Origin of the sequence: Salinimonas chungwhensis DSM 16280 (assembly GCF_000378185.1) — a bacterium.
GTDB classification, from domain to species: domain Bacteria; phylum Pseudomonadota; class Gammaproteobacteria; order Enterobacterales; family Alteromonadaceae; genus Alteromonas; species Alteromonas chungwhensis.
In genome coordinates, this window is sequence record NZ_KB899379.1 from 44,726 (window position 1) to 69,215 (window position 24,490).

The 24,490-nt window shown below is 48.3% G+C and carries 27 protein-coding genes; 8 read left to right on the forward strand and 19 right to left on the reverse strand.

All coding sequences use genetic code 11. The features are described 5' to 3' along the window. Nucleotides 1-140: 140 nt before the first annotated feature. The 4 genes from F458_RS0108500 to rpoE all read right to left on the reverse strand — a co-directional run bounded on the left by F458_RS0108500 (nucleotide 141) and on the right by rpoE (nucleotide 2,918). The gene (locus tag F458_RS0108500; protein WP_018982982.1) at nucleotides 141-587 is read right to left on the reverse strand and encodes a SoxR reducing system RseC family protein; all 447 of its coding nucleotides are present in this window, start codon (nucleotides 585-587) and stop codon (nucleotides 141-143) included. Continuing rightward, a complete protein-coding gene (locus F458_RS0108505) occupies nucleotides 587-1,678 on the reverse strand; it encodes a MucB/RseB C-terminal domain-containing protein (protein ID WP_018982983.1) in 1,092 nt (363 codons plus the stop codon). Before F458_RS0108505 ends, F458_RS0108500 begins: the two co-directional genes overlap by 1 nt. 9 nt (nucleotides 1,679-1,687) lie before the next feature. Next, complete coding sequence (locus tag F458_RS0108510; protein ID WP_018982984.1) at nucleotides 1,688-2,263, reverse strand: sigma-E factor negative regulatory protein; 576 nt, start codon at nucleotides 2,261-2,263, stop codon at nucleotides 1,688-1,690. A gap of 76 nt (nucleotides 2,264-2,339) precedes the next feature. Beyond that, nucleotides 2,340-2,918 (reverse strand): RNA polymerase sigma factor RpoE, encoded by a 579-nt coding sequence (gene rpoE / locus F458_RS0108515; protein ID WP_018982985.1) that lies wholly within the window; start codon nucleotides 2,916-2,918, stop codon nucleotides 2,340-2,342. Between the two features lie 198 nt (nucleotides 2,919-3,116). On the opposite strand from rpoE, the gene nadB reads away from it, so the two are divergent. Next, nucleotides 3,117-4,781 (forward strand): L-aspartate oxidase, encoded by a 1,665-nt coding sequence (gene nadB, locus F458_RS0108520; RefSeq protein ID WP_018982986.1) that lies wholly within the window; start codon nucleotides 3,117-3,119, stop codon nucleotides 4,779-4,781. On the opposite strand, the gene F458_RS19290 is transcribed toward nadB, so the two are convergent. From F458_RS19290 to F458_RS0108535, 3 genes are read right to left on the reverse strand one after another with little or no spacing between them, the layout of a single operon-like run. After that, nucleotides 4,778-5,641, reverse strand: a complete 864-nt coding sequence (locus F458_RS19290; protein WP_018982987.1) for a MaoC family dehydratase — start codon at nucleotides 5,639-5,641, stop codon at nucleotides 4,778-4,780. The two genes, nadB and F458_RS19290, sit on opposite strands and share 4 nt — an antisense overlap. Nucleotides 5,642-5,664: 23 nt before the next feature. After that, nucleotides 5,665-6,207, reverse strand: a complete 543-nt coding sequence (locus F458_RS0108530; RefSeq protein WP_156824206.1) for a protein YgfX — start codon at nucleotides 6,205-6,207, stop codon at nucleotides 5,665-5,667. After that, nucleotides 6,107-6,358 (reverse strand): FAD assembly factor SdhE, encoded by a 252-nt coding sequence (locus F458_RS0108535; protein WP_018982989.1) that lies wholly within the window; start codon nucleotides 6,356-6,358, stop codon nucleotides 6,107-6,109. Before F458_RS0108535 ends, F458_RS0108530 begins: the two co-directional genes overlap by 101 nt. A 157-nt stretch (nucleotides 6,359-6,515) precedes the next feature. Between F458_RS0108535 and ygfZ the strand changes: the two genes are divergently transcribed. Together ygfZ and F458_RS0108545 are read left to right on the forward strand one after the other, a co-directional pair. After that, the gene (gene ygfZ, locus F458_RS0108540) at nucleotides 6,516-7,511 is read left to right on the forward strand and encodes a tRNA-modifying protein YgfZ (RefSeq protein WP_018982990.1); all 996 of its coding nucleotides are present in this window, start codon (nucleotides 6,516-6,518) and stop codon (nucleotides 7,509-7,511) included. A gap of 60 nt (nucleotides 7,512-7,571) precedes the next feature. After that, entirely contained in the window at nucleotides 7,572-8,054 is a 483-nt protein-coding gene (locus tag F458_RS0108545) for an FKBP-type peptidyl-prolyl cis-trans isomerase (protein ID WP_018982991.1), read from the forward strand. 60 nt (nucleotides 8,055-8,114) lie between these two features. Here F458_RS0108545 and F458_RS0108550 read toward each other — a convergent pair whose 3' ends face one another. Both F458_RS0108550 and nadE read right to left on the reverse strand, forming a co-directional pair. Further along, complete coding sequence (locus F458_RS0108550; RefSeq protein WP_018982992.1) at nucleotides 8,115-8,453, reverse strand: P-II family nitrogen regulator; 339 nt, start codon at nucleotides 8,451-8,453, stop codon at nucleotides 8,115-8,117. Nucleotides 8,454-8,458: 5 nt separating this feature from the next. Then, entirely contained in the window at nucleotides 8,459-9,295 is an 837-nt protein-coding gene (nadE, locus tag F458_RS0108555) for an ammonia-dependent NAD(+) synthetase (protein WP_018982993.1), read from the reverse strand. Nucleotides 9,296-9,495: 200 nt separating this feature from the next. On the opposite strand from nadE, the gene F458_RS0108560 reads away from it, so the two are divergent. After that, nucleotides 9,496-10,041, forward strand: a complete 546-nt coding sequence (locus tag F458_RS0108560) for a GspH/FimT family pseudopilin (protein WP_018982994.1) — start codon at nucleotides 9,496-9,498, stop codon at nucleotides 10,039-10,041. Here F458_RS0108560 and F458_RS0108565 read toward each other — a convergent pair. Further along, nucleotides 10,038-10,403: a type IV pilin protein gene (locus F458_RS0108565; protein ID WP_018982995.1), complete on the reverse strand. Its 366-nt coding sequence runs from the start codon at nucleotides 10,401-10,403 to the stop codon at nucleotides 10,038-10,040. The two genes, F458_RS0108560 and F458_RS0108565, sit on opposite strands and share 4 nt — an antisense overlap. A gap of 93 nt (nucleotides 10,404-10,496) precedes the next feature. Between F458_RS0108565 and F458_RS0108570 the strand changes: the two genes are divergently transcribed. From F458_RS0108570 to F458_RS0108585, 4 genes are read left to right on the forward strand one after another with little or no spacing between them, the layout of a single operon-like run. Then, complete coding sequence (locus F458_RS0108570; RefSeq protein ID WP_018982996.1) at nucleotides 10,497-11,021, forward strand: GspH/FimT family pseudopilin; 525 nt, start codon at nucleotides 10,497-10,499, stop codon at nucleotides 11,019-11,021. Beyond that, nucleotides 11,015-11,620, forward strand: coding sequence for a hypothetical protein (locus tag F458_RS0108575; protein WP_018982997.1), 606 nt, complete (start codon nucleotides 11,015-11,017; stop codon nucleotides 11,618-11,620). The genes F458_RS0108570 and F458_RS0108575 overlap by 7 nt, the downstream gene beginning before the upstream one ends. A gap of 1 nt (nucleotide 11,621) precedes the next feature. Further along, the gene (locus F458_RS0108580) at nucleotides 11,622-12,533 is read left to right on the forward strand and encodes a hypothetical protein (protein ID WP_018982998.1); all 912 of its coding nucleotides are present in this window, start codon (nucleotides 11,622-11,624) and stop codon (nucleotides 12,531-12,533) included. Further along, nucleotides 12,512-12,988, forward strand: a complete 477-nt coding sequence (locus F458_RS0108585; RefSeq protein WP_156824207.1) for a hypothetical protein — start codon at nucleotides 12,512-12,514, stop codon at nucleotides 12,986-12,988. The genes F458_RS0108580 and F458_RS0108585 overlap by 22 nt, the downstream gene beginning before the upstream one ends. Here the strand turns inward: F458_RS0108585 and F458_RS0108590 are convergent. The 9 genes from F458_RS0108590 to ileS form a co-directional block, all read right to left on the reverse strand. Continuing rightward, a complete protein-coding gene (locus F458_RS0108590; RefSeq protein WP_018983000.1) occupies nucleotides 12,985-13,437 on the reverse strand; it encodes a type IV pilin protein in 453 nt (150 codons plus the stop codon). The two genes, F458_RS0108585 and F458_RS0108590, sit on opposite strands and share 4 nt — an antisense overlap. A 3-nt stretch (nucleotides 13,438-13,440) precedes the next feature. After that, nucleotides 13,441-17,508 (reverse strand): PilC/PilY family type IV pilus protein, encoded by a 4,068-nt coding sequence (locus tag F458_RS0108595; RefSeq protein ID WP_026294589.1) that lies wholly within the window; start codon nucleotides 17,506-17,508, stop codon nucleotides 13,441-13,443. 15 nt (nucleotides 17,509-17,523) lie between these two features. Next, the gene (locus F458_RS0108600) at nucleotides 17,524-18,090 is read right to left on the reverse strand and encodes a PilX N-terminal domain-containing pilus assembly protein (protein WP_018983002.1); all 567 of its coding nucleotides are present in this window, start codon (nucleotides 18,088-18,090) and stop codon (nucleotides 17,524-17,526) included. Then, nucleotides 18,087-18,932 (reverse strand): PilW family protein, encoded by an 846-nt coding sequence (locus F458_RS0108605; RefSeq protein ID WP_018983003.1) that lies wholly within the window; start codon nucleotides 18,930-18,932, stop codon nucleotides 18,087-18,089. Before F458_RS0108605 ends, F458_RS0108600 begins: the two co-directional genes overlap by 4 nt. Further along, entirely contained in the window at nucleotides 18,929-19,549 is a 621-nt protein-coding gene (locus tag F458_RS0108610; RefSeq protein ID WP_018983004.1) for a prepilin-type N-terminal cleavage/methylation domain-containing protein, read from the reverse strand. Before F458_RS0108610 ends, F458_RS0108605 begins: the two co-directional genes overlap by 4 nt. Nucleotides 19,550-19,685: 136 nt before the next feature. After that, a complete protein-coding gene (ispH, locus tag F458_RS0108615) occupies nucleotides 19,686-20,630 on the reverse strand; it encodes a 4-hydroxy-3-methylbut-2-enyl diphosphate reductase (protein ID WP_018983005.1) in 945 nt (314 codons plus the stop codon). 9 nt (nucleotides 20,631-20,639) lie between these two features. Next, complete coding sequence (fkpB, locus tag F458_RS0108620) at nucleotides 20,640-21,083, reverse strand: FKBP-type peptidyl-prolyl cis-trans isomerase (RefSeq protein WP_018983006.1); 444 nt, start codon at nucleotides 21,081-21,083, stop codon at nucleotides 20,640-20,642. A gap of 9 nt (nucleotides 21,084-21,092) precedes the next feature. After that, on the reverse strand, nucleotides 21,093-21,617 hold the full coding sequence (lspA, locus tag F458_RS0108625) for a signal peptidase II (RefSeq protein ID WP_018983007.1): 525 nt from the start codon (nucleotides 21,615-21,617) through the stop codon (nucleotides 21,093-21,095). Then, the gene (ileS, locus tag F458_RS0108630; protein ID WP_018983008.1) at nucleotides 21,610-24,435 is read right to left on the reverse strand and encodes an isoleucine--tRNA ligase; all 2,826 of its coding nucleotides are present in this window, start codon (nucleotides 24,433-24,435) and stop codon (nucleotides 21,610-21,612) included. The genes lspA and ileS overlap by 8 nt, the downstream gene beginning before the upstream one ends. Nucleotides 24,436-24,490 lie beyond the last annotated feature (55 nt).

A 24,490-nucleotide genomic window follows, 5' to 3' on the forward strand; every position in this document is an offset into this window, starting at 1 on the left:
GCGTCGAAGCCTCATTGAATTCGAGGAAAGACGCAAAGCGTGCGGATTTTACCTATTTATTCGGGGAAAAGCGAATAAGTCGCCCCGGAGTCCATGAACCCATCCCGGTGAGCACAGGCAACCGCGTAAACATTATACGTTCAGGGTTTCACTACACCAAGCAATACAGGTTTAAATTTAGTCTGGTCGACCCGTTTCAGACGACGCGAAATAGCCACAAAGCCAACAAACGTGACTAAGCCGCTACCAAATATAGTAATTAGCTCACCTATACCCTGCATGTTCGCAGTGAGCGCATGTAGCACAGCGGCAGAAACCAGCAGTACCACAAGAGGCACCATATAAAGCCACATCGAAGCACCAAGCAGGCCGGCTTCAGGAATACCCACTTTAACTTTATCCCCTACTTTCACTGGCATCGGGCTATGAACAGTTATCTGCTGCAGGCGCGGCGCCAGCGCGCGGGAAATCACCCCGGAGCCGCAATCCGACTGTGCCTGACAGGTAGAGCATGTTGATTTTATCGCCGCTTCCAGGGTAATTTTATCACCCTCGGCGCCAACGACCGTGGCTGTTTCTGTAATCATTACTCTGGCTTTTTGATTTGTAGTGACTGGGCGATTGCCGTAGCAGTTTGCAAAGGGATCTCGCCAACTATTGTGACCTGCACATTACCATTTCGCATACTTAAAAAGGTGTTCAATTCGTGACGCAGAGCAAGGTCGCCACCCAATCCCTGCTTGGCATTTTGTACATATACTGACACATCCACCAGCCCATCACTGAACATCTTATATTCTACCGCCTGCCCGGTACCGGGTAAACGTCGCACATCCTGCTGCACTTTCTGCATTCCCTCAGGCAGATAGGCCGGTACCCAGTTGTGAGAAGGTGTATCTCTGGTTCCGCTCGCCATTGGTCGCGGTAAACTTTCTTTATTAACCTTGGCAAAGTAGGGATGTGGCGTTTCAGAAATAGCCAGTGAGGTTACCTGTATTTGCTCAAGAACGCTGCCCTGCAAATCCAGCGTGTTGAACTTCAGTAACATACCGGTTTTTTCGTCCAGCCACATCTGATAACTAAAACGCGTGTTATCACGACTAATGATGCGAAGCTGCTGAGCCGGACGACCTGAAATACGCGCCCTGCCAACCGCGACAAATTTATAAGCGGCTTTGAGGCTATCGGGGTGATACAACAACGCCGAAGGTATAGGGCCGTGAATAGCCCCGGAGCTTACACTGTAAGGTTGGGCATCAGGCTCAAATACACTAACAATGTCACCTACCCTTATTTGCTCCTGGCCCGGCCCGTTTTGCAAATTGAGTTGCTCCATTCTCGTGCCATCCTCCAGAACCGCATGCCGCCATAAATACGGCGTGGTTTCCTGACCTAATCGGCTAAGCACAAAGGAGACCTGAAAGTTACGTTGCGACACTGTCTCGGCCAGCTTTTCCAGCCATTGACTCGCACTTTGCTCAGCGCCGTCCTTTTGATTAAGGCCGCCAGACTGCGTCGTCTCAGATTGAGTGCTAACATCGGTGTCAGCTGACTGCTGAGCGTTTACACTCGTTGCCAGAACAACACCTGCAATTAAGCTTGCTGCCTGACGAGGCTTAAAAATAAAGGGTAGCTGACAAAGCCAGTCAGCTACCCTTATATTGAAATGCTTTTTCATCGATACTTTTTACTGTTCGTCGCGTTTCGCCTGCTCATCGCCCTGCTTAGCCTGCTTTAACCGGATTTGCTGTTCATGGTCGGCAATCAACGCATTAATTTTGCGTTTTTTCTCCATCATAGAGGCCATGTCAGACCTAGTCACAGGTCTTGATTGTTCAAGACTTACCGGAGCCAGGCCGCCAGGCGTGCCGATTAATGGTGTCGCACTACCTGCCGGCGAACTCACCTGTTCAGGCTGGTTAAGCTGTTGCACACCCAGTATCACAGCAATAGCTACCGACGCTGCTACAGCCAACTGACCGGACTGACGAGCAAATGGCGCTACACCACCTGAGAACACCTTGCGCCAACCGGAGCGTTTAGGCGCCATAATCGTCGGCTCATTCTCCAGTGCAGCAGCCACCTGACTGGTGATGTCAAGTTGCGGAGCCACCGTAGCTTCCTTTCGAAGCCCGCTTCTAATTACATGATAACGCTGCCATCGACCTTGAAGCTCCGCATCGTTTTTAATCGCATCGAGAACTTCACTGCTGTCCGTTTCGCCATCCATAAAGGCTGACATTTGTTCTTGCTGTTGCGTCATATTTTAAAATCCTGATCAAATGATGATCGAGTAACACTCTACCACAGCTTGTTAGTCTGACTTATTTTACGAAAGTTCAATTTTCTAACAAGGGTTTGATTACTTTATCTATCGCTTCACGGGCACGAAATATTCTGGATCGTACCGTGCCTACCGGGCACTCCATCACATTGGCTATTTCTTCGTAGCTCATTCCCTCAATTTCGCGCAGGGTAATGGCCATTCGTAAATCATCTGGAAGTTTTTCCACTGCTTTGAACAAGGTACTTTCAATCTCGCCGGATAGCAGGCTCCCTTCAGGGGTAGACTGCTCTTTTAACGCATCACTACCTTCATAATAATCAGCTTCCTCGGCATCTACATCACTGGCTGGAGGCTTTCTGCCCTGGGCGACCAAATAGTTTTTGGCGCTATTTACCGCGATACGATAAAGCCAGGTGTAAAATGCACTATCCCCCCGAAAATTAGGTAAGGCACGGTAAGCTTTTATAAACGCATCCTGCGTTACATCCGCAACATCACCGGAATTCTTTACGTATCGGGAAACAAGATGCATCACCTTATGCTGATAACGGGTGACCAATAGATTAAAAGCGTTCTTATCGCCGCTCTGTACTCTCTCCACAATTTGTTGATCGGTTATCTGCTCGCTCATCCGAGCCATTTCTCCTTAACTTCAACCACATCATAGCTCACACAAGCATACTGTAGACTGCGGCTGTATCTAAAAGTTCGGGCTATTTGTCCAATTTTTTTCACTACTGGCCATTTCTGTGGCGATTCAGGCATTGTGTTTTACCTCTCATCCTTTAGACTTGCCAAACCTTAGCATTTTTAATACCCGCTAAAATACATGAAATCAGTGACATCTTCACTACCTTCCACAGATTCTCAGGCAATTGAGCATCAGTGTGATGTACTTATTATTGGCAGTGGTGCCGCCGGGCTGAGTCTGGCACTCAGGCTCGCTGACCATTGTAATGTAATCGTTTTGAGCAAAAGCGACCGCAACGAAGGCTCAACGCGTTATGCACAGGGTGGTATCGCAGCGGTGTTTGACGAACGGGACTCTGTAGAGGCCCATGTAGCTGATACCCTGAATGCCGGCGCTGGCTTGTGTGATGAAGCAGCGGTGCGCTTTACCACGGAACGTGCTAAAGAAGCATTAACCTGGCTGATTGGCTATGGGGTGCCGTTTGATAAAGAGCAAAATGATAAAGGCGAAGAACGCTTTCACCTGACCCGTGAAGGCGGACACAGTCACAGACGGATACTTCATGCAGCGGATGCCACGGGTGAGGCGCTGCAAATTACGTTAAACGAAGCGGTGTCGCGTCATCCCAACATTCATTTTTTCGAGCGTTACAATGCCATCGATTTGGTCAAGTCATCGCACCATGATAACAGGTGTACAGGCTGCTATGTCTGGAGCCGGGAAAGAGAGCATGTCGAAGTTATCCGTGCTGGCTTTGTAGCGTTGGCCACTGGCGGTGGCAGTAAGGTGTACCAATATACGTCTAATCCTGATGTATCCAGTGGTGATGGTATTGCCATGGCCTGGCGAGCTGGATGTCGCATTGCTAATATGGAATTTAATCAGTTTCATCCAACCTGTTTATACCACCCTCAGGCCAGAAACTTTCTGATCAGCGAAGCGCTGAGAGGAGAAGGTGCACAACTATGTCATGCCGATGGCACGCGATTTATGCACAACTTCGACACACGTGGCGACCTGGCGCCCAGAGATATTGTGGCCAGAGCGATCGATTATGAAATGAAGCGTCTTGGTGAAGATTGCATGTATCTTGATATCAGCCATAAGCCTGCGGACTTTATAGAGAAGCACTTTCCCAACATTTATCGACGTTGTCTTGCTCTGGGTATAGATATCACCCGCGAACCAATTCCTGTGGTACCTGCCGCCCACTATAGCTGTGGCGGCGTGATGACGGACTTTAACGCAAAAACGGACCTTGACAATGTTTATGCAATTGGTGAGGTCGCCTACACGGGTCTGCACGGCGCTAACCGTATGGCCTCAAATTCATTGCTCGAGTGTGTGGTATATGCAACCTCGGCTGCAGAACATATTCTGGAACGCCTTAACGACAACCCAGGTTATGAGCCCATTGCTCCTTGGGATGAAAGCCAGGTAAGCAATTCAGATGAAGAAGTTATTATCCAACACAACTGGCATGAGTTACGATTATTTATGTGGGATTACGTGGGCATCGTGCGCACTGATAAGCGGCTGGAACGGGCCTTGCGTCGGATTACCCTACTGGAGCAGGAGATTCAGGAATATTACGCGCACTTCAGAGTGTCTAATAATCTGCTTGAACTGCGTAACCTGGTCACCGTCGCAGAACTGATTGTCCGCTGTGCGATGCGACGAAAAGAAAGTCGCGGATTACACTTTAATATAGACCACCCGCAACTTAGCAACAACCCGACCCCGACGATACTGGTACCGTCTAAAAGCCAGACCCAGCACGCCCCCGGAGACATGGGGCTTTAGGATATCACGGCCTGAATACGCCCGGTCAAATGGGGCGTATTGTTCTTACCGACAACATAAATCTTTTTGCCATCCTCGTCGACATCTGTCAGACAGCGTAAGCTGGCTGGCAGTGTCACCGGTTGAATGAAGGTCGCATCAACAGTATAGGAAGCCGGTTCATCCATGATTTGAGTACTCACACTCACCGACTTTGCCAGTGTCCACATACCATGGGCAATGGCCCGCTTGAATCCGAAGAATGCTGCAGTAATCCGGCTTAAGTGAATGGGGTTATAATCCCCGGCAACCCTGGCATACCTGCGTCCTTGTTCACCCCGCGCAGAAAACCGGGCTTGTTCTTCGGCAGTATCCGGTAAGCTAAATGGCTGGAACGGCCGTTGCTTTTTGCGCGGCTCAACATGCGGCGCTTTGACTTTAACCAGATAAGTGGCCTGCGCAAGGTACACCTGCTGCTTGTTCTGTAGTCCTCTTACTGTGATATCAAATAACCAGCCCCGGGCGTGGGCCCGAATTGTTCCATAGCGAGCGTAGAGTGTTATCGGACTTTCTATATCCAGCATTGTCGACTGCACAATATGATTCGTTTTATGAATCAGCCCCATTAGGGGGAATGGGCTGTTGGGTGTAGTCAGACACTTTATCTGTAAGCCGGTGCTTAGCGTTTGTAGGTAGCAGGGGTGTAAATTACGCTGAATAGCCCAGCCTACCTGATCACAGTATTGCTGATAATGATTTTTGTTGATCTGAAGCTCTTGTGAATATTCACAGCTGGGTAACGCAGGTGGTTTGAACTGGGTGAGCTGAGCGCGGTCGGCTCGCTGAAAAAGGGCAGAAGAAAATAGTCTAAACAAACTCATAGCAAATATCCGTGCAGGCTGCCTTATCTTTGAACCATGCTGATGGCGCGAACCACCCGTCGATAGTCAGAATCAGGAAGTTCGCCTTTAAGAATCCATTGACGATGACGCTGTCCGGCGCCGTCGGTGAGAACCAGAAATAGCCCCAGTGGCATAACTCTGGATTGCGTTGTAAGTTGCCAGGGCGCGTCCAGGGTCAAGTTTTCTGGCATCAATGATTGATACCATGTTCCCTGATTGTCGAACAATATATGAATACACCCTGGTGGCCGAATTGTCGTGCTTTGAAACGCCCGGACAAATATAACCAGCATCACCAGAATCGTTATTGCGATAAAAGCGTGTGGCGTACCCTCCGGCAAATAAGACCAGAGCTGATCGCTTAAACCGCCAATGGCAATTAGCATTGCAATGCCCGGCAACAGCATCTGCATACTACGCCATCTGGTGTACCGAATGGTACTTCTATACTTTGACACGACCCAGAATATGCTTAACCATCGCGGCCTGCTCAGGGTCAGGACAAGATTGATGGCCCATAAACCAGGCGAACAAATCGGGGTCATCACAGGTCAACAGTTTTTCAAAGGTTTCCTTATCCTCTTCGCTTAATTCGTGGAACCCTGTCTCCACGAACGGCAAAAATAAAACATCCAGCTCCAGCATACCACGGCGGCAAGCCCATTTTAGACGCGCATATCTTTTTGGTGAAAACATAAACTATAAACATCTGTGTTATGAGTAAGCCGCATCATAGCATGTGAAATTGGCTGGAATCACTGACCTTTTTGCTGATTTTATAAGATTTACCCTTGGGAAATAATTATGCGACCCAACGTTACTTCTCATCTGATTTTATGAATACAGGGTAGCTATGACACGACCAGCTTCCATAAATGCGCTTGAAGCAGACTTTTTTGTAGAACTGGCTAATACGGGTCTGGTGTCACTCACCGGGCAGGAAAGTGCAACCTTTTTGCAGGGTCAGCTTACGATTGATATGACAACCCTGCCCGAATCCCGGGCCCGGCGCGCTGCCCATTGTGACTTCAAAGGCAAGACCTGGTCTCTTCCCCTGGTTTTTCGCCATGCTGACGGGGTAGCGCTGTCATTAAACCGGTCATCTCTGGCGATGACGCTGGCCCAGCTGAATAAATACGGCGTGTTTTCCAAAACAGATATTATTGATGCTAGTGAGACATTCTGTCAGTTCTTTGTGGCTGGCGAAAAAGTAAGCTCGTGGATTAACACTAAGTTTGCCGGGTTACCCGATGCACCATTAGGCTGTATCAGCAATCCGCTGGGAAGTGTCATCAGATCAGACGTTGCTGAGAATACTTTTCAGCTTGTATTAAACGAAGAGGCGACCGCCCACTTGCGTGAATGGCTTAACAGAGAATCGGTAGTTTCTTATGATGAAGCGGTTTATGAAGCGCTTTGCATCAAAGCTGGCATTCCGGATGTCAGAAACGATCATATTAATGAATTTGTGCCCCAGATGATGAATGTTCAGGCGCTTGATGCTATTGATTTTGGCAAAGGCTGTTATATGGGTCAGGAAGTGGTGGCCCGAACCAAGTATCTGGGCAAAAACAAACGTGCAGCGTTTATCTTCCGGGTACCAGAAGCATTACAACTAAGCGATGACGCTTTGTTGGAAAAAGAACTTGCCGGTAATTGGCGCCGCGGTGGTGCCATAATTCGTTCAGCAACGCTGAGTGAAGAAACCTGGCTGATGGCAGTGTTAAATAATGACACCAGCGAGGAAGATGTATTCAGGGTAAAGGGCAAAGCCCTGCCCACATTTTCCTGCGAGCCACTCCCCTACTCGATTGAGCAGGAAACTAATAACGTGCGTGGCCGCTCTTAATCGGGTGACGCGCAAAATTCACGGTAGCAAGGCTGCCAAAAAATACGATTAGGTATATTTATGACAATTACACCCGATAGCGTGGTATCTATCCATTACACAGTCTCAGCAGAAGACGGCACTCAACTTGATTCTTCTGAAGGCAAAGAGCCGCTAACGGTGATGCTGGGCCAGCGTTTTTTGATTGAGGGGCTTGAAGAAGCGCTACAAAATAAAGAGCAGGGCGAAAAATTTGATGTCGCCATCGATCCGGATAAAGCATATGGTCAGCGTATGGACGAGTTAGTTCAACAGGTACCAAAAGATATGTTTGAAGGCATGGATGTTGAAGTTGGTATGTCATTTCGGGCGACTACAGAACAAGGCGAGCAATCCGTCATGATTATTGATGTTGCTGATGACCATGTTGTAGTGGATGGAAATCATCCACTGGCAGGTGTCCCCCTTAAGTTTGATGTAGAAGTTGTTGAAGTGCGCGACCCCACACCTGAAGAAGTTGAACACGGTCATGCTCATGGTCCGGGCAGTGGCAACGACCACTAATCATTTACGGTTAATTAGGACGTATAAAAAAAGGGCTTACGCCCTTTTTTTGTGTTCAGTTTACAGCGCGTCTTCGTTGGTCTCTCCGGTACGAATCCGTAGTGCGCTTTCGACATTATAAACAAAGATTTTACCATCACCAATTTTGCCTGTCCGGGCAGCTTGCTCAATTGCTTCAACGGCTTGCTCAACACGCTCATCATCAATGATGATATCTATTTTAATTTTAGGTAGAAAGTCCACCTGATACTCAGCGCCGCGATATAGTTCTGTATGGCCTTTCTGGCGCCCAAATCCCTTCACCTCTGTAACCGTCATTCCGGCAATGCCAACATCTGCAAGCGCCTCTCTTACATCGTCCATCTTGAAAGGTTTGATTATTGCTTCAATCTTTTTCATGCCGCTTACTCTTTATCATATATGGTGGGAATAGGAACCCGTTTATGTTGTGTACGCTGATAGATCTTCAGCAGTTTATCGCTCACTGCCTGATCCACCTGCTTTCCTTCGAGAAAGTCATCAATTTGGTCGTAACTTAACCCAAGTGCAGCTTCATCTTCTTTTTGAGGAGAAAGTGTTTCCAGGTCAGCCGTGGGCGCTTTATCGATAATAGTATCTGGTGCCCCCAGGTATCTTGCAATCTGACGCACCTGACGTTTGTTAAGACCAAACAGCGGAGCAAGATCACATGCCCCATCACCATATTTGGTATAAAACCCAGTAATATTTTCAGCTGAATGATCCGTGCCAAGTACCAGTCCATCAACCATCCCGGCTATTTCATATTGGATCACCATGCGGGTTCGAGCCTTAACATTACCTTTAACAAAATCCTGTTTTGTTTCACTGTCGGGTAATAACTTTTGCTCACCCAGCGCACTAACTGTAGCCTCATGGATTGCATCTGCACCCGGCTGAACATTCACCGTCATACTCTTGTCAGGCTGGATAAATTCCAGAACCTTTTGAGCATCCTGTTCGTCAGCCTGTTGATGATAAGGTAACCTCACTGCAACAAACTGGAAACCCCCTCGCTGCGTTTCGTTGAGCTCGTTCACTGCCATCTGCGCCAGCTTGCCCAGCAAGCAGGAGTCTATGCCTCCAGAGATTCCTAACACTAAAGAGCGCAAACCCGAGTTGGCCAGCTGTTGCTTAATAAACGCTACCCGGCGTTGTACTTCCAGTTCAGCATCAATCTGCGGCGAGACTCTCATCTCATCGATAACTGCTTGTTTATGCATCTTTATTTCACTTTTACCGTCTGGACCGATACATTTAAGTGTACGCTATCCACAAAACGCTGTCAGTATATCTTGCCACGCTGGTTACACGTTTTTGCGCACTGCCCTGTAAATATCCATACAGGTCAACAAAATCCTATACCCATTATGTGGTTAAAAAGCAGTAACCTTTGCACTGAACCAATCAACCAGACGTTATTATGAGAAAACAGTGTGGCCTGTCTCTGATTGAGATGATGATTACTGTGGCCATTGCCGCCATCCTGGTCACTATCGGAGCGCCGGGTATCGGCAATATACTGCAAAAAAATAACGTGGTAGCCGATCTTAATAATCTCAGCACAATTGCCCGGGTTGCGCGATTTACTGCCATTGATGAAGAAATTCCGGTGACCGTCTGTCCAACCCATGATTACACAGACTGTTCTACAGACTGGAGGCAGGCTAAAATGGTCTTTATTGACACCAATACCAACGGTAGCAGAGACACCAGTGAAGTTTTGATAACCTCTTCTGATGCACTGGCGCAGGGCAATACAATTGCTGGTATCCAGGATGCGCTGATATTCAACCCGGATGGTTCGATAAATCAACAGGCAACAGTGACTATTTGCCCTGCGTCCGGCAACCAGAAACTAGCCTCAGCGCTGATAATCTCTTTGTACGGTCGAGTAGCGGCAGCGACCGACGCCAATAACGACGGTATTCGTGAAGACGCTGACGGTAACAACATAAGTTGCACCTAACGCCAGCATTGCTCTGGCGTTTTATAAAAATGATGATCAATCGCCATTGTCTGACAATCGTTGTTACCTTCTTCTCGGGTAGCAATAAGCTTAAAGCTGTCCGCTGAGACATTTTCTGTTTCAATATGATACGTGTAACCATTCTCCACTACCTGAAAAGACGGTATCTCTGGATAATGATTATGCTTTAAACGATAAGCTTCCTGCTCGTTTTGAAGCTCCAGCAGCTTTGCCTGAATCGTCCTTAACTCACCTTCATTCAAAAAATACTTGTAACTGGGAACTGCCAGCGCCGTGATAATACCAATGATGGCCAGCACTAGAAGTACCTCAGTAAAAGTCAGACCGCGTTGCTTGCCCATGATGTAATTCCTGTCTTAGGTACAGCTTACCCGTCAACTGTTGTTTTTTTACACTAAGGGCTTACGATACCAGACTCACAGGACGGGTAAGCTGTGCAACAGAACAGATTTTCGGATAGAAACGGATTTTCACTTATTGAGTTGTTAACGTCAGTTGCAGTGGTCGTTATCCTCACCACAATTGCCTCACCATCGTACCTTAACTGGTACCAGCAAACCAGATTGAAAAGTGCGGCCAGAGAACTGGCTCTGTTTCTTCATCGGGCACAGCATCTTGCGATTGTAAGTCATAAGCCGGTGTTTGTTGTCTTCGATCACGCTTCACCATCTATCATCAGATTATCAGATGCCCCCGCTTGTGCGATGTCCCTGGTGTGTGACCAGGCTAACGAAAACCATCAACTAACTATCACTGAGCCCGTCCTGGTTGTTTCTGCAGCGTTTGCCGGTGCCACAGACTATGCCCGGTTCTCATCTTCCACCGGGCTGGCAGAAGGCAGTGCTGGGGCAATTGTATTGCGCACCACCCACTACGCCGTGAAAATCATTGTCAATCAGTTAGGCAGGATAAGAATCTGCGCAATTGATTCCGTCTTACCAGGCGTGTCGCAATGCTAGTGCGCGGGTATACACTGACCGGAATGCTAATATCACTTGCCATTGGCATGATTTTACTGAGTGCAGCGGCAAGTTTTGTGGTGAAGCTCACATTGCATCAACTTAGTGCTATTCAGCGTCTGGACCTTATTAATCAACTGAGCCGCCTGGCCTTTTTAGTATCAACGCAGGTTCGGCGCGCCGGTTATGATGCCAAAGCGATGGAATATTTTCTCGCGGGACAGCCGCGCTCAGTTTCACCTTTTTTCCCTGCCTATTCACTCAGCGCTCACCCCGATGAGCCGGCTGACAGCTGCATTTTGTTTCACTTTGACAAAAACCATAATGGCATAGTGGATACGCATCCGAGTTCAGAACACTTTGGCTATCGGCTCAAAGACGGCGCACTGGAGTCCAGAGTCGCTGGTAAACAATGTCATGAACCAGGCTGGCATGATGTCAGTGAGCCCGACTATTACAAAATCACTGTTTTTCGTATTGAGCTCATCACAACAACAGACGAGCGCACGCTACTAAAGATCCACATTTCTGCTGCGCTTAAGGATGACGAGGAACAGACCGCTGCTTTGCAATGGCCAGTCATATTACGGAATAATTAAAATGAGATCTCATCAGGGCAGTATTCTCGTCCCAATGGTCATCATCATGGTTATTGGTGCAGTAGGCGCTGCCTATGTAGCGCGTTACTTCAGCGTAACTGCGCATCAGGCGGTCGGCCTGCGGCAATCCCGTTTAGCCGCTTTTGAGGCTGACCAGCGTCTGGCGTATATCAGTTCATTGTTAAACAGAGCTGCTCATGATTTAGACCCTTTACCTGCGAATATCGCTGCTGTTGTGACTGAACAGCAAGCCCATGTCGTCGATGGTATGAAAATTATGACATCAGATGTCAGCATATCTGTTACCCAGCCGGCTCCTGCCATGGTCAGACAACACTTTGTTCGCTTTCCCCTGCTCAGGCGACAGCCGCCAGCGCCAATAATTAGCCGTAATAATTTACCAGCTCCGGTGACTTTAACGGTGGAGATGCCACCTGGACAGGCGGGTGAATGGGTTGCTACGAGACCTCAAGATTTGATGCTATGGCTGCTTAGTGCCCCGAAAGTGGTCACAGACGAAAATAAGCATATCGATACCTGTGCGGGGCTGGATCATACAGCACGAGGCGTCTATGTGATTAACAGTAATTGTGAACTCGCGCCGCTGCAGATTATCGGTTCCGCGCAGGCTCCGGTATTCTTGGTTATTAAAAATGCTGATTTACACATGCCGCCAGACAGTCGGCTTTGGGGAACGGTTGTCAGCGATGCTGATGACAATACTTCATTACGTACAATTGTGATGGCGCCTACAGCACAGATAATGGGGGCGTTGTTAATCAATCATCAGATTACGACCGGCTCTGCACTCAAAATTGCATACAAACCTGATGTACTGGCCACTCTTCAAAATGCTCCCTATATGCAATTACATCAGGACGTAGCCGGTACATGGCGAGACTTTCCATTGTGAGAAAAGATATGTCTGGCTTGGGCCTGGTAGAATGCCTTATTGCAACGCTGCTATTTGTTAGCGGGGGTATCGCACTTAGCTCGTTAACCCTGAAGTGGCAGTGGCGGGTCCATGAGGTTGCGGTGTATGCGCGCACCACAGCCCAACAACAGTTATTACATGCACATCTTGGAACAATCACATCGGCGGACTACGCTACACTGTCTGACTATGTACCCGCAGTAGTCCAGGCGCAACTCAACCAGCCCGTCGAGTCACTAGTTTTGCAGCCCCAGCGCTTACAGCACGCAGAGGCTGAACTACTTTACGTTGACAGTGCTCTAGCCGTTTCAGACCGGATTAACCTTACAGTCAGTGTTGTTCAGGGGGTAAATAGCGAACCGATAGTCTTGCATATGACCGCGTACCGGCCTTCGTTATATCGCTATTTATCGGCTTTGCCGTCAGCCGATTAACATCGCCAGCAAAATTCATTGCCGTCAACGCTACCACTGCTATCAGCATCCCAGCCTTTGCGACCATCACTATAATAAAACAGCGCACCATCGCCGTCCTGCGTCGTACCAGAAACCGGTGTGGCGGTAATGACAAAACCCGTGGCATCCGCCGATACGATGGTTAGATCATAGCGTTTGTTACTGACAGGCTCTGAGGCTGGTGAGTGGCTGGCAAAGGTTGCAGGTGCCCCGATATCCCCCGAGATAGCAGCCCCCTTGTAGGTGAATGCACCACTAAAATGACGCTCCATGCTCGCAGCAAACGCCATTAGATCGGCCTGGGCGTTGCTGCGATAACTTCCCTTCATGACGCCCTGATACGACGGATAAGCAATGGCTGAGATAATCGCTACAATGGCTACGGTTATCATCAGCTCTATCAGAGTAAATCCCTTATGGTGCACCATGGCTCAATTCCTTTCTGTTTCTGTGGTCCAGCTATCATAAATTACACGCTCAAAACGCCCGTAGATATTTCTGACCAGACACGCAAAGTCAGAGGTACATGAAACTTCATCACCATCTTCTTCGGTTTCAATTACCGCTGAAGCACACTCTGTACCCAGACACACCACCGGCTTGATAATTTCCTCGATAAGAATTTTTGTTTCAGGTGCGATGCCACTTTGGCGCAGATCAGCATAGCGATCGTTATTATCTAGCTGATTATTCTGATTTAAGTCGTCCACCGCGTTGCCATTAGCCAGATTGACCAGATACGCCCGGCTGTTCCCGGTGGGTGGCGCACAGGCGCTTTCAGAACTTTCCGCCGGAATATAGCTGGTAAACAGAATCTTATAATCGATAATTAGTGGCGAAGATAGTATCTTTTCGCCACCCGTGGTCATTTCCAGATACCAACCATCTTTATTGGAAAACATAGACGTCGCCAGTTCCCGGGCAGATGCGTCATCACTGGTCAGAAGATGCTCAGTGGCATTGTACATAGTGGCTTCGGTAGTATCAGTTTTAAAAACATGGTTATTGTTTTCATCCCGTTTAAAGATGCCTTTGTCTTTAAGCATGTAAAAGCGGTCTTCAATTACTGTATCCAGCGGCGATGCCCGCCAGCCACTACCAATAGCCACTGCGTAATAATGCTCATTGCCCAGCGCGACCTCCGAAATATCCGGACCATAGAAAAAGCGTCGGTTATTGGTTTCAGTGTCGCCGCCAAAATCAGCCAGGCGAGCGCCTTTTATAAAATCAGCACCGGTCTGTCCATTATAGATATCCAGTCTAAACAGCTGTCCACCCATGTCGGCCACGTACATATGGTCGGCCAGACCATCATTATCCCGATCAATAACTGAGATCCGCCCGGGAATACTGTATTGCATGTGGGGCAGATTAAGATCGGCATCAGTGTTACTGGCCTGCCATAATAATGCGCCGTTGTCCGCGTCGAAGATAAATACAGCGTTGCCCACAGCGTCAGCGGAACGAACTTGTTTGACATCCTGATCCTCGCTGTAGCCACCACCAACAATCATGACATTTTTCGTAACATTACCTAATTTAACTTTAGTGATGGTGGGGCGTGACCAGGTTTGCCCCAGTTTTTCCAGTCCCGCTGTATCGCCATCTATTTTAAATACCAGCTCTGGATTATTTTTCTGCGTAATATCGAAAACATAATAATTATGGCCCCCTCGACGCATGCCCACATACAAATAAGTTTTGTTACCTACCGAACGCAGCACCATATCGCCGTCAAGACCATAAACATGATTAAACGTTGAGTTATCCTCGTAAAACTCCGGCAAGTTAGCCAACAGTTCCCGAGGAATAACAGCAAAATTTTCCTGTCCTGTTTCGGCGTCAAAAGAATGTAAGAAGCCCTGGTTGGTAGCAACCAGAATGGCCGAATCCTCCGGACCGTAATTAACGATAACTGGCTGAGAGTGAATCGGATCGCCCATTTGCAACCGTACATCGCTGACATCACCGTCACCATCGGCATCTTTGATGTCTACACCTCGCGCCCACTTTAAAACAGTATCGCGCATAATTTCTGCGTCATTTGCGGTTTCTAACCCCATGTCCGCGACCGTAATAGCGCTATTGTTTTCATGCAATCGGTTGCTGCTGGTAACAATATTGCCGGTACCGTCGAACATATATATATTCCGGTTCGCGGAAAGCTGACTTGCCGCGCCGCCTTTACGCACACTGTTGCCATCAGCCAGGATAGACCAATAACTATGGGACGTATCGGAGAAGAAACCACTGACACTATCTACCGCAGACACCCCGTTTTTATCTACAATAGTGTTGCCATCAAGTTTGTATTTCTTAAGGTTGCCTGGCCAGTCGGTACCTTCTGCCGGCTTAAACAGGGCAAAATACAACTCATCCCGGTGAGTTAGCCGGTTCAGTTGGTTTACTGCCACCCCCGGCGAAACAAACGTAGCATTGATATCTTTTACTGAGCGTAAAATTGTCTGAAAGGCGTCCAGCAATTCATCGCTGTCATCAGCTTTATAAAAACCGCCACCGCCCTGCTGAGCAAGCTTATTCAGAAAGTTGTTGGCCGTGCTGTTAGCGGCAAACCCAATGGTGTGGGTCATTATGCGCCGGTCGATGACAGATTCGCCTTTATCGCTTAAGTTACTGACCAGATCCAGACCACAACGCTCGCCGCCCGAACCATGGCAGGACTTATTCAATAATGCTTCAATTTTCCCGACGCTGTGATTAGAGTTGGCCTCCCCGTCAGATAGCAGAACAATATGATTATTGGTCTGACACTGTAAGTCTGACACCGGAGAAATATACGTGGCGCCGGCCGGAATATATTCGCCAATACAATCACTATCGCTCAGATTATCTTCGGTGCAGCCGTATGGTCGCATTGCATCAGCGCCCAGATAAGACGCTCTGTGGCTAACCCGCGTAGATCGTCTTACATTGGATGAGACCGAGCCATCGCCGCGCTGAAGGCCATAATCAACACTGCGTCCACCGTAATAGTTGGTGGCTTCGTAAAGGGTGTCAACGATAGGCGTATAACCACTGGCGTTGAGCTCATCCACTTTACTGGACAAATGCTCTCTTACCGTGGCCACTGTTCCCGGCGTTGCCTGGCCTTTATATTTAACAATGAGTTTGGGCGCATTACCACCAGAGCCTCGATAGCTGAAAGCACCGCGCACACCCGCAAAGTCAGACATAACCAAAGCAAGTGCGTTGCCCGGCTGCCAGCCGGGACGCGCCACAATTTCTTCTATGATGTGTTTTAAATTGTCACTTTCAAAGCGACTACCATAGCCCACCCAGGGCATGTTCCAGTTGACCGAGGCGGATGTTTTGTCGGCATATCGCAAGCCATAGCGGTTCAGTTTATCCAGCCTGCCAATATTGTTATATGCCAACCCTCTGATAGTTGTGCTGGCTGAGTAATAGTAGGATGTATTGGCGGTAAGTTGCAGCACGGCTTCCTGAATTTCTGCGCCTTGCGGGATATTCACATTTCGAAAGCGCACACCAATGTGTTCATTTGCATCACTGCGCATGTTCAGAACATTGGCTGTTTCATTATATCCCCAGGGAGTTTCTTCGCGATTATCGCTTTGATAATTCACCTGATAATGGGACGAAGCACTGATACAACCTGTGGCAGTTGTCTCATCATACTCCACAACCAGTTGGGGTGATTGATCAACGCCACTGTCATAAGCATTCACTACTCTTGCACTACCTGCACTATTGCTGCTTCCTTCCACCAAAATGCTCAACGCCTGCCCGCCACACCAGGCCGACTGGTCAACAATTTCCTGAATGACGGCGGTGAGATCCGGCGAAGAAAAGATTTCATTACTGACCGGGAATGCATTGTCATTATCCCATACCACCTGCGCCATTGTGCGCGGCCTTGATGTGATGTCGTTGGAAGAAGAAAACCCTTCACTATCTCCACTGAGCTCGCCGCGAAAAATCATTGTCGCGTCGGCCGTATTAAGTTGTTCTGAAGTAAAGCGCAGGTAAGCATGAGTAATTGTCGCGCCCCGGGGGATATTGAGCTGGGTGAAGCGCATCCCGCTGTGAACTGTCTGAGTACCATTGGTAAGACGAATTACATTGCTAGTGGTGTTTACCGCGCCGTCAATCTCATGTGCATCACTATTGCTGCCGCTGGTGGAAGTAATGAGCTCAGGGTTAATGGGAGAATCAATATCTCTGATGGGGAATAATACCGGCCCGCCTATATCAGAAAAACGCATCAATCCGGCGTTGATATTGGTCGCCGAGGAAATGGCTGTGCGAAACGCTTCTTTTACCCGCAGCATTCTTGATTTGTCCGTTCCGTCGCGATTACCCATGCTGCCGGAGGTATCCATAATGAACAGAACGTTGGGATTATAGGTGACAGACGCATCAGCAGTGCCCAGGTAAATATCCAAATCATCGGCCATGGCTGATGCACCTATACACAGCCACAGTAAGAGCGACATACACCATCTGAGAATGTTCTTCACCTGTATCTACTCCTGTTAATTAGACGCCGGGGCAAGCACTGCTGCTGACACCGTATTCGCAACTACGGAGGCTTTGCCCTCCACCTGACCACATCCTCGCACGATAAAAACATGGCAACTGATATTACTACCGCCGATAACATTCGATGAGCCGCGACATGCCTGCTCACGCACAAATGCTGTTCGCGACCAGCTTTGAGTTCTAATCTCGCTTTGATAGTCTCCGGCTTCAGTATGATTCGTATTAGTAGTTAAACCGTTCACTGTAAGCTGTCGATTGGTCCACTGGGCGTTTTCAAAGCAGCTAAGGGCATCGGTTTGTGGATCAAGAGGGGTTCCCTGCCGCGCGGCTGAAAGCGGATCCATGAGCGTATCATTGGCCAGTAAAATCTCATCCTCAGCTTCAAAAAACACGCCTGCCAGGGCAGCTTCAGCAGCATCGAATGCCAGTCCTGACTGTTGCATTGACATCGCCATTTTTGACTGACTTAAACTACTGGATACTGCGCTGATACCGATGACTGTAAGGGATAATAAAATGAGTAGTGCCATAATCAGTACAACGCCCTGTTGTTTTCTCATTTTGCACTCCTGACAAAATTTTTCATGTTTCGTAATGCCATGGTTTGGGTGAAGACCTGATAATAGTGATTTTCGTCAGTGGTCACGGGGGCTTCATTGAGAACAGCAATATCGCTGACCGGGATCTGACTGATTTCATTGCTATCACTTTTGAGCAATACACCAATTCTCAATGTGACAGTCTGTTGTAATGCTGCCCGGGTGCTAGCGAGTGCATCAGCAGTTACGTAACGCACCGGTAAGCCATTAGATGTAGTTGCAGAGGTGCTGATACCATACTGAACCTGAAAACTTTCAACATTATCCATTAATGTTACGGTTGTGCCGGTCAACGTACCCGATTTCACGCCTCGTAAAAGACGACCGTCGTAACCGCGGCAGACCAACTTACTTTGCTTGATTTCATAAACATTAACGACATGAAAGTGACGGCTGTCGGTATAGCCATGGGTTGAACCGGTGCAATCAACGTTGTCCTGCTTATTGATTACCAGCTTATCACTAGCCCCTGATGCCCCTTCTTCGCTGCCCAGTGCCGGCGATAAGATAAAATCACCGGCCAGGCCGATGGGATGGTTTTGCACGAAAGCTGCTTCAACACTGGTGTCCACCGAGGTATCCATTACCGTTCCCACCCGGTCATAACGTCCGGCTTCGAGTAAATCGCGGCTCAGTCTGGTCATAATATAGCGCCCGGACTCCTGGACCTGTGCGACTGACTGATTCAGTCCATTGGTAATGCGGCTGCTAACCATCACCTGAATAATGGCAATAGTAATGATGGTACCCAGCACCAGAGAGATCATAAGCTCGATAAGAGAAAAACCGCGAACATTGTTCATAAAACAATATCCTTGAATATGCAGGCGAATGCGTTTCCTGCAACGGGGTTGCACCGTTCGGTCAGGGTGTATTTTTGGTTGGGCTGGGTGCTTACAGGCCAGCGCAGCAGAATATGAATACGTGACCCGGCACTGCAGTCATCACCGTCAGCCCCGTTGCTATCGGTACAATTTACAGAAATCTCGGTAGCCGGGTTAGTCTGAACGGCTGCACAGGAGAGTGCCCAACCGTCGTATTGAGCCATTTGACTCTCATTACACTGGCCGGATTCGCAGTCGGGAATCGCAGCCGGTCGGGAAAGACAATAGCATGCATAGGGATCCGACTCGGCACAACTTAAGTTTGCAAAATTATAATGAGCAGGTGTGAAATAGGCATTATCCACTACCAGTCCATCGCCCACCTGGGCTGGTCGGGAGGCTGAGCGTAGCCGTTCAGCAATTTGCTTGGCCACCAGCTCCGATTGTGTTCTGCTGATGGCATCTTTATTGGCAAACGAACCGACAAATTGTAACGACGCGACGCCCAGCAGCCCTACTGCCAGGATAAAAAGTGTGATCAGTATTTCAATCAGACCTACACCGCGTTGGTGTCGTCGTTGCGCGAATGGGCGCATAGGCTGCCGTTACCTTTATTAAACTTTATCGACTTTATGCTATATCAGCATTGTAAAAGTTTAAGTATCGACAGCAGCGCCAGCGTATTAAATTAAATTCTCGGAAGGAGGGTTTGAACACTCGGTGCAGATGACATTATATTACCTGCTTAATACGCAATTCTTTGGGTACGGCAAATTCCACATTCTCTTCCCTGCCCTGCCGTTCAGAGGCTTTTTCTGCCCCCCAGGATTGCAAACGCTCAATGACGCCTTTAACCAGCACTTCCGGCGCTGAGGCGCCTGCAGTTACACCAATATGTTCAATACCTTCAAGCCACGCGGGCTGGATACAGTTTGCATCGGCGATAAGGTACGCTCTTGCCCCTACCTTTTCAGCCAATTCTCGCAAACGGTTTGAATTAGAGCTATTTTGCGCCCCCACGACAAGCAGAACCTGGCAGTCTTTAGCAAGATCTCGAACAGCGTCCTGACGATTTTGCGTTGCATAGCAAATATCATCTTTCCTGGGTCCCTGGATATCCGGGAAACGTGCCCGTAGTGCATCGATTACATCAGCGGTGTCATCAACCGATAGGGTCGTTTGACTGCAATAATATAATTGGGAAGGATCTTTTACGGTGAGTTTTTCCACATCGGCAGTGGATTCGACCAGATAAATCCCACCTTCAGGATTGTTGTACTGGCCCATTGTACCCTCAACTTCAGGGTGACCAGCATGCCCGATAAGAACACACTCCGTGCCGGTTTTGCTGGCGCGGGTTACCTCCATATGAACTTTGGTAACGAGCGGGCAGGTAGCGTCGAATACTTTAAGGCCACGACTCTCAGCTTCACTTCTTACTGCCTGAGAAACGCCATGTGCCGAAAAAATAACAATACTGTCGTCGGGAACTTCATGCAGTTCATCAACGAAAAGCGCGCCGCGCTCACGCAAGCCATCCACCACAAACTTATTATGAACAACTTCATGACGTACATAAATTGGCGGCTTAAACATTTCCAGAGCCCGCTCTACAATCGTAATTGCGCGGTCAACCCCGGCACAAAAGCCCCGGGGATTCGCTAAATGTATTTGCATTTTTTCTCCTTAGGCTTGTGGCTCGTTAACCTGTAAAATTTCGACATCGAAAATAACAGTTTGTCCCGCCAGCGGATGATTAAAGTCAACCGTTACAGAATCACCTACAACACTGCGAATGATACCCGGGACTTCTGAGCCGTCGGGCTGGGCGAATGCCATAATCATACCTTCTTCCACATCCTGGCTGAATCGAGTGCGATCCATATGGTGCATATTGTCAGGATTGGGCTGACCAAATGCATCCTCAGGCGCCAGCGTAAATGATTTTTTATCTCCGGCTTTAAGCCCTAATAAACAGGCCTCGAAGTTTGGCGTAAGGCTACCGTCGCCCATCACCAGTTTAGCAGGCTTCTTGCTCACGCGGGTGCTATCAGCGGCAGAACCATCTTCCAGCTTTAAATCAAAATGCATAAGCACTTCGCTGCTGTGGCCAATAACAAGTTCAGACATAATAAATCCTTACTGCTTTGATGAAGGTGAAGGGTTGTTATCAGGGGATTTGTGCTTATCTGACATCAGCATATCCAGAATCAATAGTGCAGCGCCGATAAAAATAGCACTGTCTGCTAGGTTAAACGCTGGCCAGTGGGATCGACCGATATAAAAATCCAGAAAATCGATGACATAACCATGAACCAGGCGATCATACACATTTCCCAGCGCCCCGCCCAGAATAAAGCAAAATGCAATAGGCAGCCGTTTTTCGTTGCGGGGAGATTTATACAGCCAACCGATAATGACACCACTTACCACTAATGCAATTGCGGTAAAGAACCATCTCTGCCAACCACCGGCATCAGATAAAAAGCTAAATGCAGCACCATAATTATGCACATATGTGATATTAAAAAATGGTGCAACTTCGATAGACTGAAATAGACGCATGCTTCCCAGCACGGTGTATTTGCTCCATAAATCTAAAGCAAATACTACCACGCTGATCCACACAAAGCGTAAGCCGGTTTGGGAAAAAACCTTAAGCATACTGACGTGATTCCCCTTCACCATCCACATTAGTTACGCAGCGCTGACATAACTCAGGGTGAGTAGCACTGACACCGACATCTTCGCGATGATGCCAGCAGCGCACACATTTTTCGCCGTCGGTTCTGCCTACCTCAATAGCCAGCCCTTCGACCTCGCAGTCAGTCGCATTGTCAGAACGTTCACTCACATCATGCAGCACCACTTTGGAAGTGATCAGTACAAATCGTAGCTCATCTTCCAGCTGCTCTAAGATCTGTCTGACATCTGAATCTGCATACAGATGCACTTCGGCTTCCAGCGAGCCTCCTAACCGACCATCTTTTCGGGCTTGTTCCATGGCCTGGTTAGCAGCATCCTTAACCTGCATAACCTGATGCCAGAATGTGTTACCAAATTCACCACTATCAGTAAATGCGTCGAGACCGGAATACCAGGTTTGAGTGAACACAAACTCTTCCCGCTCGCCGGGTATTTCCTGCCAGATTTCCTGTGCGGTAAAGCTCGTTATAGGTGTCATCCAGCGCGCCAGTGCTTCAATAATATGATACAGCGCGCTCTGGCAAGAACGGCGAGCGTTGCTGTCTGCTTTGGCTGTATACTGGCGATCTTTAATGATATCCAGGTAGAAGCTGCCTAACTCAATAGAACAGAAATGCATTAACTTCTGACTAACTACCAGTAAATCATATTTTTCATAAGCAGCGATTATTTCTTCCTGCAGCTGACGTGCCCGACCTACAATCCAGCGATCCAGCGCCACCATATTTTCAGGGGATACCAAGTCAGAGGCAGGATCAAATCCATTGAGATTAGCCAGAAGGAAGCGCGCAGTATTGCGCAGGCGACGATAGCTGTCTGCGGCCCGCTTTAAAATTTCATCAGAGACTGCGATTTCACCCCGATAATCTGTTGAAGCCACCCACAAACGCAGAATATCTGCTCCTAATTTGTTGGTCACTTCCTGAGGGGCCACAACATTGCCTACAGATTTCGACATTTTGCGACCATGGGCATCCACTGTGAAACCATGGGTTAACACTTGTTTATAGGGCGCATGGCCATGCATGGCTGTGGACGTCATCAATGATGACATAAACCAGCCACGGTGTTGATCTGAGCCTTCCAGATATAAGTCCGCGCTGGCGGGAATGTCATCGCGGCGATCAACGACGAAATGATGAGTTACGCCCGAATCAAACCAGACATCCAGCGTATCTGTGACCTTATCATAATGCTCCACATCATCGCCAAGCATGTCAGCATCGCTGATGTCCCACCATGCCTGGATACCATGCTGCTCGACTTGCTGAGCAACCTTTTCCATTAACGCGCTACTTTGCGGGTGAATTTCGCCGGTTATTTTGTGAACGTACAACGGTATAGGCACCCCCCAGGTCCGCTGACGGGAAATACACCAGTCCGGACGCCCTTCAACCATTTTCTCAATACGACTTTCGCCCCATTCAGGAATCCACTGAGTTTTTTTGATTTGTTCAATAGACTGGGCACGCAGTCCTTGCTTATCCATGCTGATAAACCACTGCGGTGTGGCGCGGAAAATGATAGGTGTTTTGTGACGCCAACAGTGCGGATAGCTGTGCTCGTATTTTACATTAAGAACCAGGTTCCCCCGGGCTTCTACGGTCTCGATAATGGCATCGTTCGCTTTAAATACAAACTGATTGGCAAAAAGCGGAACATTATCATTGTAAACACCGTTACTGCCCACCGGGTTGTAGACGTCGATACCGTACTGCTTACCCACGTTGAAATCGTCTACCCCGTGGGCAGGTGCGGTGTGAACACAACCAGTTCCCGAATCGGTAGTAACATGAAGACCATTGATCAGCGGCACTTGCAGATTTTCAATAAAAGGATGGTGAACCCGCAGGTTGTCCAGCGCTTCACCCAAACAGGTCGCTTTTTCTTCAAAAGATGCTATGCCATAGCGTTGCATGCAGCTTTCGATAAGGTCGTGGGCCAGTACCAGCCAGTCACCAGTGGCCTTATTTTCCACCAATGAATAAGTATATTCAGGATGTAATGTGATAGCGCGGTTGGCTGGCAACGTCCACGGGGTTGTTGTCCAGATAACTACCGCCGTGTTGTGCGCTGTTAAATCGTCTTCAGTAACGCCAAATGCCGCGGCTATTTCAGCCGTGTCAGCCACCGGAAACTTTACATCAATGGCCGGTGATACTTTATCTTTATATTCGACTTCAGCCTCAGCCAGCGCGGAGCCACAGTCTGTACACCAATGAACCGGCTTAAAGCCCTTTTCCAGGTGGCCAGAATCAACAATTTTACTCAGCGCCCGGATAATATCCGCTTCGGACGTATAGTCCATGGTTTTATACGGCTTATCCCACTCACCAAAAACCCCCAAACGGATGAAGTCGGCTTTTTGACCATCAATCTGTTTTTCGGCGTACTTGCGGCATTTTTCCCGAAATTCGGCCTCAGTGACTTTCTTACCCGGTTTACCGACTTTCTTTTCAACCATCAATTCGATGGGCAGGCCGTGACAGTCCCAGCCTGGCACATAAGGCGCGTCAAAGTCAGACAGAGTTTTTGCTTTAACAATAATGTCTTTGAGGATCTTGTTTACCGCATGGCCAATATGGATATTGCCATTGGCATACGGGGGGCCATCGTGTAACACAAAAGGTGTTTTGCCTGATCTGGCCTCGCGAATCTTTTTATAAACGCTTTTTTCCTGCCAGGTTTTCAGCATTTTAGGTTCGCGTTGCGCAAGGTTACCGCGCATCGGAAACGGCGTTTCCGGGAGGTTTAATGTGGCCTTATAATCACTCATAAACTTGTTTTTTCCATCCACCTGAATGTACGCAAATACTGCGTACCCGAATAAT